We start from the raw sequence: 11,191 nt of genomic DNA, 5'->3' as shown, positions 1-11,191 counted from the left end.
CCCGGACAGGCCGCGACCCGAGCACGGCGGACACTGCACGCCCTCGAACCCGTGCCCCCACACCACCATCAGCCCTCGGCAAGAAATCGGACCTCGGAAACATCAGCCGGTGGATCCGGGCTCAGCCACACCCCACCAACGAGCCAGGCAACTCAACAGTTCCGCCTCAATACGGCGAAGTGAGCCACCGAGCGCGAAAGCCGGAACCGCCCCGCCTGACTGGATCAGCGTCACCGCGACACGTATCGGGGCAGCTCAGGGGGAGCTGTGCTGCCGCGGCGGGCGAGGGGTTCTGATCCGGCTCCGCCCGTCGACAGACCGGAGCCGGACGGCGCGGGCCCGGGGGCGGACAGGAACGGCCGGCCATGGGCCGCTTCCCACTGCGCTCCCGGGCCGGACCCGTTGGAACTGCCGTGCGCCTCGCCCACACCGGCCCGACCCTCCGCAGCCACACCCACCGAATGTACGAAAAGGTCAGTCCGCAGGGCTGGAATGTGGCCTGGCCCTACACTCTCGGCGCGCTGCGGACACAGGTCACGCGGATTCGCGCAGGAGTTGTTCCAGGCTGCCGAGCAGACGCAGGGCGTCCGCGCGGCGGGACGGGGGAAGCGCTGCCGGAGGATCGGGAGAGACGACCCGCAGGGCCGTGGCCGCCTGGCGCGCGAAGAGGGCCAGCAGGTCGAGTTCGGGGAGGCCGGAGCGGGCCTGGGGGGACGGGTCCAGGACCTCCAGGACTCCCAGCACCCGGCCGTCGCTGACCAGGGGAGCGGCCATCAGTGCGTCCGGCACGTACTCGGTGGACTCGGCGACCGAACGGTCGAAGGAACGGCTGGCGGTGAGGTCGTCGACGACGACTGGTTCGCCCGAGGTGGCGACCCAGCCGGCGATTCCGCTGCCCGCCGGGAACGTGCGGCCGACCAGGAACTCCTCGCCCTCGCCGGAGACGGCCGCGAAGACGAGTTCGTCACGTTCCTCGTCGAGGAGGAGGACGGAGCCCGCCGCCGCGCCGAAGATGGCGCGCGCCACCTCGACCACGGACTGGAGGAGTTCGCAGCGCCGGGCGTCACCGGCACCGTCGGAAAGCGGGACCGGCGCGGTGAAGGGTTCAGTTCTCGGAGTCATCGGAAGCCTTTCCTGCCGGAAGGTGGTGCCGCGGCGCGAGCTTCACGTTGGCCGCGGACAGATAGAGGGCGCTCTTGAGCTGGAAGGGCGTCATTCTCGGACGGGCCGACAGGAGACGCGCGCTGAGACCGGTGATGTACGGGGTGGCGAAGCTGTTGCCGGTGGTGCGGATGGTGGCGCCGCCCAGCCAAGGCACGGTCACGTTCTGGCCAGGGGCGAAGAACTCGACCGGCGGAGACGGGTTGTAGAGGTGGAGGGCGGAGTCGTCCTCCTGGTGGCTGCCGACGGAGAGTACCGAGGCGAACCGCCAGGGGAAGCTCTCCACGGGGGTGTTGTGGGCGGAGGCGACGAGTACCGTCCGGGCGAAGTAGGCGCGGTCGGCCAGCTCGTGCAGGTGGTGGGCGAATCGCGTGCGGGTGGTGGAGAGGCTGAGGTTGATCAGGTCGAACCCCTGGTCGACGGCCCACCGCAACCCCGCGAGGAGCACGTCCCCGGTGCCGGAGAACCGCTCGCCGAGCACCCGAACACTGGTGATCTCGCACTCCGGCGCGGTACGGCGGATGATGCCAGCGCAGGCAGTGCCGTGCCCGCAGGTGTCGCCGGTGGTGGTGGGAAGGACCTCCGCCTCGCCCGTGGCCCCGTCCTTGACGACGACCCAGGAACCGGCGAGCGGCCCGACCAGCGGATGGTCCCGCTCCACGCCGGAGTCGACGACACAGACCCGCACGCCGCGCCCGGTCCCCTCGGCGGGTCCGTCCGGCACGGCGGGGTCGGCGACGACAGGCAGATCATCGGGGCCCCGGCCGCGCAGGCTCCAGGTCAACGCGGTACCGGGCGGTGCCCCGGTGGTGGTCGTCCCCATGGGTCAACTCGCCCTCTCGCTCGTGGTCGTACGGGCCTGGACGCCTACAGGGCCACCCAGTAGGGTGCGGGCGACCCGTACCCCGGGCTGATGGCCCTTGTCGCTGAAGTACTCCTCGGCGCGGCGGGCCTCCGCCTCGGCGCGGGAGGGTGCGCCGAGCGAGGCGAGGACGCGGGCACGGTCGAGGGCGGCCGTCGCCCGCAGGAGGGGCGAGTCGGACAGCGCGGCGGTGGCCACGGCCTCGTCGGCGGAGGCCAGGGCCTCCTCGCGCCGTCCGTCGGCGGCAGCCAGCCGGGCCCGCAGCCCGGCGAGGTCGACGGTGTCGGCGCGGGCGAGCGCGTCGGCCCGATTGGCCGGTAGAAGGCGCTCGGCCGCCTCGAGAACGCGTCCCTCATCCAGCAGCAGCCGTCCGGTCTCCAGCGCGATGGCGACCCGCATCCCGTCCGCGCCCAGGCGCTCCGCCTCGGCATCGGCGTCGGCGAGCAGCCGCAGGGCCTCGACGCACCGTCCGGCCAGGGCGGTGACGGTGGCCCAGAAGACCGGCAGGAAGACACCGGCCTCGGCGTAGGCGAGGTCGGCGGCGAGCCGGGCCGCCTCGGCGAGGGCGGCGTGTGCCTCGCCGGGCCGGTCGTCCAGGGCGAGGAGGACGGCGAGCGGACAGTTGAGGGTGACGCCGACGGTGGGCCGGCCACCGCCGTGAGCCGCGAGCAGGGCCCGGCAGCGGTCGATCGCGGCGGCGACGGGTTCGGGCCCGCGCCACAATGACACGCCGACGGCTCCCAGAGCCGCCGCCCGCTCGGGCTCCGCGCCCGCGGCGACCGCCTGGTCCAGGGCACGGACCAGTTCGCGGTCGGCCTCCTCGTGGCGTCCGGTGGACTGGCGCTGCTGTCCGAGGCGGAGGCGGGCGCGAGCCTGGCCGACCAGGTCACCGGCTGCCTCGAAGACGGGCAGCACGGCACGGGCGACCGACGCGAGCGCGGCCCCGGGGTCCTGGACAGCGAGGGCGAGGCGGGCGTGGGCGGCCTCGACCGGGACGGCTCCTTCCGTCACCACCCGGCGCAGCAGGGCGGTGCCCTCCCTGGTCCGGCCGAGCGCGACGCGTACCTCGCCGAGGCGGCGCAGGGCCGCGACCGCGCCGGGTGCGTCGGGCTCGGCCAGTTCGACGGAGCGGCCCAGCAGGCTGTCGGCCCAGGTGAGGTCGGAGCGGGCCACGGCCTGGGCACCGGCCCTGCCGAGTACGGTGGCGGCCCGGGCGCGCAGCAGAGTGGTCCGGTCGTCGATGAGGCCGAGCGCGGCCCGTAGACGGCAGGCACGCTCCAGGTGACCACCGACGGCGGCGTCCCCGGCCGCGGTGACGCTCGGCAGCCGGGATGCCTGTTCGTGGCGCTCCGCCTTGGCCCGCTTGGAGAGAGAGGCGTACGCCACCTCCTGGACCAGGCCGCCGGCGAAGCGGTACGGACTGCGGGGGCCGGTGCCGGCCGGTTCGACCAGGCGGCGTCGCCGGAGGCGCTGGAGCACCGGCAGGACGGTGGGCGGCTCGTCGCCTTCCTGCGGGGCCGTCGCGCCCGGGGCGGTGGCCGCGAGGCGGGCCACTTCGACGGGGTCGAACTCCCGGCCGACGACGCAGGCGATGTCGAGGACGAAGCGTTCGGCCGGGTTGAGGGCGCCTATCCGGGCGCCGAGGAGGGCCTGGAGGGTCGGGGGCAGCTCGTCGCCGGGGAGCGCAGGTGCGCTGTCGTCGGCGGGCAGCAGGAGTTGCTCCAGGTAGAGCGGGTTCCCCTCGGCCCGGTCGAGCAGCCGGGCGGCGACCGGAGCCCCCGGCGTCCCGGTCAGCTCGGCGGCGAGGCGGGCCGACTCATCGCGGTCTAGCCCTTCCAGGCGCAACGGGATCGCGGCGGGGGGCGGGGTGGTCCCAACGGGTCGGCCGACGCAGATGATCAGTACCGGCGCGTCCCCGAGCCGCAAGTACAGCAGTTCGACGGCGCGTACCAGGAGTGGCGGGGCCCAGTGCCAGTCGTCGAGCAACAGGACCGGGCGGCAGGTGCGGGCGGCGCGGGCGAGGACCGCGGCGAGGGCCGCGCACATCTCCTCCAGGGGGACGTTGGGCGTGCCGTCGTCCAGCAGCCCGGCGGCCAGAACCCCGAGGGCGGTGTCGTCCTGATGGCCGTCCGCGGGCGGCGGGGCCTCCGCCAGGACCGGGCGCACCGCGTCGGCGAGGGGGGCGAGGGAGCCGTGGTCGCCGTAGCCGCGGCAGCGTCCGGCGCCGTACACGAGGCGGCCGGAGCCGTTCGCACGGCTGCGCCACTCCCTTACCAGCCGGGTCTTGCCGGTACCCGCCTCGCCCGCCAGGTGCAGTAGCCGGGCTCCGCGGCGGGCGGCCTCTGCCTCCTCGGCCAGGCGGGCGAGTTCGGTGCGGCGTCCGACGAAGGCGACGTCGAAGCGGCGCAGCAGTTCGGGGTCGTCGGCGCCGAGGGCGAGGAGCCGGTAGGCGGGGACGCGGTCGGCCTTGCCCTTGAGGGCGAGGGGGCCGGCCTCCTCGACGGAGACGGTGGGGCCGGCGGCGCTCAGCGTCTGCGGGCCGATCAGGATCTCCCCCGGGCCGGCGTTCTGCTCCAGCCGGGCGGCCACGTTGACCGTCTCGCCGGAGACCAGCGCCTGCCGGGCGGTGGCGTCGGAACCGGCCACCACCTGACCGGTGTTGACGCCGATCCGGATGCCGATGCGCAGGCCGAGGCCCCGGTCCAGTTCGGTGTTGAAGCGTTCCAGCGCCTCGCGGATGCCGAGGGCGGCGGCGAGCGCCCGGCGGGCGTCGTCCTCGTGGACGTGCGGGACGCCGAAGACCGCCATGACGGCGTCGCCGATGAACTTCTCCGGTGTCCCGCCACGTGCCTCGATCTCCGCGCTCATCAGCCCGAACCAGCGCAGGGTGACGGTGCGCAGCGTCTCCGGGTCGAGGGCGCCGGAGAGCGCGGTGGAGCCGACCATGTCGCAGAAGAGCACGGTCACCGGCTTGCGCTTGTCCTCGGGCAGCGAGGGACCGGGGACGGCGGCCGGCTCCGGCCGTTCGGCGCCGGGGGCGGCGGGCGTCCCGCAGGCCGGGCAGAACCGGGCGTCCGCTGGGAGCGCCTGGTGGCACGCGGAGCAGGTCATCTTTCGGGGTCCTTCCTGGCAGGACGGTGTCGGGCGGGCGGCGTCGATGCGTCGGTCCCGGCCCACGCGTGCGGGCCGGGACCGACGGGCGTCAGAACAGGGCGCCGCCCGCGATCTCGCCGTGCGCCTGCACCTCCGGGCCGACGGCGTCGAGCCGTCCCTTGATGTCGAGCAGGACGGCCAGTTCCTCCGGCTCCAGGCCGGTCAGGACCTCGCGTTGCTCCTCGGTGAGCAGGTCGACCGCAAACCCTGCCTCGTGCAGCTGGGTCAGCAGATCGGGTCGCTGGGGTGGTGTCATCCGGGACCTCCCGTCGGTGTGGGCCGTCCGGTCTCCCGCAGCGGCACGGCGGCCGGTGCACGGCGCCCGAGCCGGACGAAGATACGAGTGAGCGCGTCCACGGTGTGCAGGGCGCTGACGGCGAGGAGCGCCTCGTCCCGCCCGGTCAGCGGCAGGGAGTCGAGCAGGGTGTACACGTCGTCGACATGGCCCGCGTCAAGTTGCGCGTGGGCCCGGACCGTACGGAACGCCGCCTCGGGCAGGCCGGTGCGCCGGGCCAGCACGGCGCCGAGCCCTGCGGCCGGCGCGTGTCCCTCCAGGACGGCGATGTAGCCGACGAGGGCCAGCGGGTGGTGGTGTTCGGCCCAGTAGTACTGGGCACCGGTGAGCGCGGCGACGTCGGGCGGGGGGACGGCCCCGGTCACGGCCTGCGTGTCCACCCCGGCGGCGGTCAGGTCCTCCAGCAGCCAGGCGTCGTGGCCGGTCTCCTCCAGGACGTGGGCCCGCAGGTAGCGGGCAAGGGGGCTGCCGAGCGGGTCGGCGCCGCCTGATGCGGCCTGGTCCGCGAGTTCGGCGGCCCGTTCCATCAGCGGCACGGAGGCCCTGATCACCTGGTGCATCGTCACGAGGTAGGCCAGGTAACGGTCCCGTGGCCGGCCGGCCCGCCACAGAGCGGCGGTGGCGCCGTGCGGCCCCGCCTCGACCAGTGAGAGTTTGGCCCGGAGGCGGCCCGAGGCCGAGCCCGTGTTCACCGTAGGGCCTCCGGTTCGCCGGGCTCGGGCCGCTCCACCCAGGCGGCATACGCGGCGCAGCCGTGGGCGCGGACCAGAGCGGTGGGTCCGTGAGCGCGCCGGGCCCGCCCGACGGTGAGGTCCAGGAGGGCGCCGGCCGCCCCGGACGCGGTCCGTTCGGCGGCGGCAACGACGCCGGGAAGCGCGGGGAGCCGGCGGCAGGCGTCGCAGTAGGAGGCGGTCGGGGGCACGTCGGGGGCGTGGCGTGCCCTGAGGTGGAGGGGGCCGACGGTGCGGACCGTCCGCAACAGGGGTGAGTCGAGGGCGCGGGCGCGGACCGCGCCCCAGCTGTCCTCGGCGATGTGGCCGAGACGCAGATGCGGCGGCACGGGACGCCGGTCGACGGTGTGCTGGTTGCAGCAGGCCAGCACGGTCCCGTCGAAGGCGACCACCGGCCATGCGGCCATCGCGCAGGGCGCGGGGGCGGACGCGTCGTCCCCGACGACGGCACGTGCCGGACGTGCCCAGGTCGCGGCGCGGCCGAAGGCCCTGATCTCGTTGACCAGGACGGGCAGGGTGCCGCCGAACTCACGCTCGACGGCGGCGGTGGCCTCGGCCAGGTAGGGGTCATCAGGTCCGGTACCCGTCAGGTGGAGACTGACGCGCGTACCGGTGGTACTCAGGGCGCGCAGGGCGGCGAAGACGGCCGCGCGGGGCACTTCGCTTTCGTGGTGGAGGTCCAGGCTGGCGGAGAAGTGGTCGACGGCGGCAGCGGCGCGCAGCACGGCCCTCGGGACGCTCCGGGCACGGGCGAAGAACATGCCGCTGAGGACGGCGGTACGCGTCCCCTTCTCGCGTGCCGAGAGGGCGAGTTCGCGCACCAGGCCGGGCATGAGCAGGGGTTCGCCACCGGTCAGCATCATCACTTCCGGGCGGTCCCAGGGGGTGAACGATGCGACGAAACGCCGCAAATCTCCGGGGCCGGGCCGCTCGTTGGTGTCCGGACCCGAGCCGGTGGAGCAGTGGGCGCAGCTCAGCGGACAGCGGCGGGTGAGCGTGACGAGCACGCCGGCCGCCGGTTCGGGCCGCAGGCCGATGATCTCCGCGAGTCGCATACGTCACTCCTTCCGCCGCCTGCACGGCGGGCCAGGTCCGCACGGCGGGCCACACGGGCGTCACCCGTACCGCAGGAGCTTCGCGCGCCGGGGTTGGCGAACGGTCCGGAAGCGGTTGGCGAACGGTATGGGCCGAGGCCCGGGACGCGAGGGGCCCGGGCCGGGGAGGCGTCCGGGCTCCCGGCGGGGAGGGAGAAGCCCCCGCGGGCTGGGGGTTAAGCGATGCCATACCGGCGGCGAGGCGTTAGTCAGGACGGGTTTCCTAACGTTCTGGTCATCGGCGGGCCGACGGCACGCCGAAGCCGGTGAGGCGGTTCCCGCCCCCTCAGCGCATCCGACGCGACACCCCACAAGTGAACGGAGACCACCATGTCCGAGAAGACCAACCCCGAGTCCCCCGAGACCGTCGAGTCCCCCGAGGTCGAGGCGCACAGCGCGTCGGTCCTGGACCTGCAGGGCACCACCTCGGTGGACCAGGATCACATCGTCGACGGCAACTGCATCAGCGTCCTCAGCGTGGTCGAGAACCTGAAGTGACGTCCGGGCCGGGCGCCCGCCACCGCGTGGCGCCCGGCCGGCCAGATGGGGCGGCTCCGTACACACGGAGACCGCCCCGCCGGGCGTCACGGGCTCTCCACAGGGCGCCCGCCGCGTTCTCCGTGAGCCATCGCGACCCCGTTCTGACCTCACCCGACCCCACGGGAGCCGACCCATGACCGAGCCCGAGCCCGAGCGCGCGGTCGCGCTGCGCGCCAACCGAGACTTCCGGCTGCTCTGGCTGAGCGGCCTCTTCGCCGTGACAGGCACCCAGATGACGGCGCTCGCCCTGCCGTTGCTCGTACTGCGCGAGACTGGTTCGGCCGTGCAGGCGGGCGCCATCGGGACGGTCTCCGTCGCCTCCCTGCTGGTGACGATGCTGCCGGGCGGCGTGGTCGCGGACCGGGTGGAGCGGCGCCGGCTGATGCGGCTCTGCGACCTCGGCAGCCTCACCGTGGTGACGGCTCTGGTCGTCGCGGTGTGGAACGGGCACGCTCCGCTCACCCTGGTCCTGCTGGTCGCGGCGGCCGGCGCGGTGATCACCAGTCTCTACGGCCCCGCCGCGTTCGGGCTGATGCGCGCCGTCGTGCCGAAGGACCAGATGGGGACGGCGACGGCCCGGCTCCAGGCACGCACCGCTACCGCCCGGCTGGTGGGCCCACTAATCGGCGGGGCACTGTTCGGTGTCCATCCCGTGCTGCCGTTCCTCGCGGAGGCGGTCGGTCTGGCGCTCTCCACCCTGTGTGTCGCCCTGGTCCGTACTCGCTCACGCCCGGCGGCGCGCCCCGGGCGCGCCTTCAGCCGCCGCGAGCTGACGGCCGGTCTGGCCTTCCTCTGGCAGCTGCCCTACCTGCGGACGGTGCTACTGGTCTTCGGTCTCGGGATGAACTTCGGCTTCGGGGCGATGAGCTTCACCGCCCTGTCGGTCTTCTCCGACAGCGGCCGGTCGGGGGTGGGCGGCGGTCTGGTCGTGGCCTGCACCTCGGCGGGCGCGCTGGCGGGGGCGCTGTTGGCACCCCGGCTGCGGCCGGAGCGGCGTACCGCGCTGCTCGTCCCCGCCTCCTGCTGGCTGTGCGTGGCGACGGCCGGCGCGCTGGCGGTGACACGGGTGCCCCTGGTGGCCGGGATGCTGGTGATGGCCTGCATGTTCCTCTCCACGGTCGCCAGCATCGGCTTCCTCTCCACGCTGCTGGTGGTGACCCCGGACGACCGGGTGGGCCGGGTGCAGAGTTCGGCCGGGTTCCTCTCCTCGCTGGTGCAGCCGTTCGGGCCGCTGGCGGGCGGCGCGCTGCTCGGCGCCCTCGGCCCGGCCGGCGCTTTCACGGCGATCGGCACGGTACTCGCGGTCTCGGCCGCCGTGGTGACCTTCGCCCCGTCGGCCCGAGCGGTCCCCTCTTATGAAGCGACGGTCGTGGACGCCGAGGACGCCGAGGCCAAAGAGAGGCCCGGGAGACCGGACGCACCCCCGGCCGCCGCAGGGGATGTCCCGGGGACCGGCAGAGCGGACCCTGCGGCCGCCGCTCCCCCGCACTGACCCGGCCCGCTCCCCCTCCCCGGCAGAAAGGCGGCGGCCCGTGCCCGGCCTCCACCAGAACCAGCTCTACTCGCTCGCCGACCCGACGTACTACGAGACGCCCGCGCGGCTCCCCGACGAGGGGACCAGGTTCGCGCTGGACCGGCAGGCGGCACCACCCGGGTGGGGCAAGGCGCGCTCTGGACTGTGGACCGCACTGCGGCCCGACGGGGCGCCCGTCACCGAGCAGGGGTGGAAGATCCACGTCTCCACGGTCCCCGACGAGGCCGCCGCGACACTGCGGGAGACCGTGCGGATCTGCCTGCGCCACGGGGTGCCGGTCAAGTTTCTGCGCAGCCGCCAGGCACTCGCGCTGATGTCCGACAAGTACATGGCGCGCGGCAGCAGCGGCAAGTTCGTCACCGCCTACCCGCCGGACGAGCCCTCCTTCCTGCGGCTGGTGGCCGAGCTGTCGGCGGCTCTCGACGGCCGCCGCGGCCCCTACATCCTCAGCGACCTGCGGATCGGCGACGCTCCCGTCTACGTCCGGTACGGTTCCTTCACCGACCGCTGGTGCCGGACGGCGGACGGCGGCATGGTCCCGGCGCTGCGCGCCCCGGACGGGCGGCTGGTCCCCGACGAGCGCGACGTGGTCTTCCGGGTGCCACCGTGGGTGACCGTGCCGGCGGAGCTGGGCCCGCACCTGGCGGCCCGCGCGGCGGCCCGGGACGACGGCTTCCCCTACGTGGTCGAGCGCGCCCTCCAGTTCTCCAACGCGGGCGGCATCTACCTCGCCCGGCACCGCGGGACCGGCGAGCGGGTCGTGCTGCGCGAGGCCCGCCCGCACTGCGGCCTGGACTCGGCCGGCGACGACGCGGTCACCCGTCTGCACCGCGAGCACCGGGCCCTGCGACGGCTGGCCGGACTGGAGTGCGTGCCACGGGTGCACGGGGTGCGTACCGTCTGGGAGCACCACTTCCTGATCGAGGAACACGTCGAGGGGCGAACCCTCTTCGAGGAGATCGTCGCCCGGTACGCCCTGGTCCGCGGAGAGCGCTCCGACGCCGAACTCGCCGCCTACCGCGCCTGGGCGGACGAGGTGACGGACCGGCTGGCCTCGGCCCTGGCCGCCGTCCACGCCCGCGGCCTGCGCTTCGGCGACCTGCACCCCGCCAACATCGTGCTGCGTCCCGACGGCCGCCTGGTCCTCATCGACTTCGAGTACGCGACGGAGCTGGACGACCCGAGCCCGTTCGCGGGCGCCTTCGGCATGCAGGCTCCGGCGAGCACCGGGGGCGCGGAGGCCGACGCGTACGCCCTGTGGTCGACGTGGCTGCACATGCTGATGCCGCTCACCGAGATGGCGGGCCACGACCGCCGCAAGGCCCTCGTCCTGGAGCGCTGGGCCCGCGACCGCTACCGGCTCAGCCCGGACGCAGGCCCCCCGCGCCCGGCGCTGCTCTCCTCGGCCGCAGACCAGACCGACCCGGTGGCGGAGCTTCTGACGGGCCCTCAGCCGAACTGGCAGCGACTGCGCGTCATGCTGGTGGCCGGGATACGTGCCGCCGCCACGCCCGAGCGTCCCGACCGGCTCTTCCCCGGCGGGCCCGACGGGTTCGCCACCGGCGGCGTGTGCGCGGCGCACGGCGCGGCCGGAGTGCTGCACGCCCTGCGACATGTCGGCGCCGACGTTCCCCAGGAGTGGGTGCGCTGGCTCACCGAAGCATCTCTGCGGCATCCGCCTGAGCGCGCGGGCGGGCTCCTCGACGGCCTGCCCGGTACGGCGGCGGTCCTCGCCGTGCTCGGGGAGGGCGACGCGGCGGCGGCGCTGCTGGAGCGGGCCTCGGCCGCGCCCCCGCCGACGGGCGCGGACCTTGCCGCCGG

9 protein-coding genes are annotated in these 11,191 nt (G+C 74.6%); 3 read left to right on the top strand and 6 right to left on the bottom strand.

All coding sequences use genetic code 11. The annotated features are described in order from the left end of the window. Positions 1-534: 534 nt before the first annotated feature. From LJ221_RS20585 to LJ221_RS20560, 6 genes are all read right to left on the bottom strand, one after another. Positions 535-1,122 carry a GAF domain-containing protein gene (locus tag LJ221_RS20585; protein ID WP_241718214.1) on the bottom strand — a complete coding sequence of 196 codons (588 nt, stop codon included), beginning with the start codon at positions 1,120-1,122 and terminating at the stop codon, positions 535-537. Continuing rightward, the gene (locus tag LJ221_RS20580; RefSeq protein WP_241718213.1) at positions 1,106-1,984 is read right to left on the bottom strand and encodes a S8 family serine peptidase; all 879 of its coding nucleotides are present in this window, start codon (positions 1,982-1,984) and stop codon (positions 1,106-1,108) included. Before LJ221_RS20580 ends, LJ221_RS20585 begins: the two co-directional genes overlap by 17 nt. A gap of 3 nt (positions 1,985-1,987) precedes the next feature. Continuing rightward, the gene (locus tag LJ221_RS20575; protein ID WP_241718212.1) at positions 1,988-5,134 is read right to left on the bottom strand and encodes an adenylate/guanylate cyclase domain-containing protein; all 3,147 of its coding nucleotides are present in this window, start codon (positions 5,132-5,134) and stop codon (positions 1,988-1,990) included. Between the two features lie 91 nt (positions 5,135-5,225). Further along, positions 5,226-5,432: an aroma-sacti cluster domain-containing protein gene (locus LJ221_RS20570; protein ID WP_241718211.1), complete on the bottom strand. Its 207-nt coding sequence runs from the start codon at positions 5,430-5,432 to the stop codon at positions 5,226-5,228. After that, entirely contained in the window at positions 5,429-6,163 is a 735-nt protein-coding gene (locus LJ221_RS20565) for an iron-containing redox enzyme family protein (RefSeq protein WP_241718210.1), read from the bottom strand. The genes LJ221_RS20570 and LJ221_RS20565 overlap by 4 nt, the downstream gene beginning before the upstream one ends. Then, a complete protein-coding gene (locus tag LJ221_RS20560) occupies positions 6,160-7,257 on the bottom strand; it encodes a radical SAM protein (RefSeq protein ID WP_241718209.1) in 1,098 nt (365 codons plus the stop codon). The genes LJ221_RS20565 and LJ221_RS20560 overlap by 4 nt, the downstream gene beginning before the upstream one ends. Before the next feature lie 369 nt (positions 7,258-7,626). Here LJ221_RS20560 and LJ221_RS20555 point away from each other — a divergent pair, with 369 nt between their 5' ends. The 3 genes from LJ221_RS20555 to lanKC all read left to right on the top strand — a co-directional run. Beyond that, positions 7,627-7,794, top strand: coding sequence for a hypothetical protein (locus tag LJ221_RS20555; protein ID WP_241718208.1), 168 nt, complete (start codon positions 7,627-7,629; stop codon positions 7,792-7,794). Positions 7,795-7,969: 175 nt separating this feature from the next. After that, a complete protein-coding gene (locus tag LJ221_RS20550; protein ID WP_241718207.1) occupies positions 7,970-9,328 on the top strand; it encodes an MFS transporter in 1,359 nt (452 codons plus the stop codon). Positions 9,329-9,368: 40 nt separating this feature from the next. Then, on the top strand, positions 9,369-11,191 hold a 1,823-nt coding region (gene lanKC / locus LJ221_RS20545), incomplete at its 3' end, for a class III lanthionine synthetase LanKC (protein WP_241718206.1).

The organism is Streptomyces sp. CNQ085 (assembly GCF_022614595.1).
Taxonomy (GTDB): Bacteria; Actinomycetota; Actinomycetes; order Streptomycetales; family Streptomycetaceae; genus Streptomyces.
This window is presented reverse-complemented; position numbering and strand designations above follow the sequence as displayed.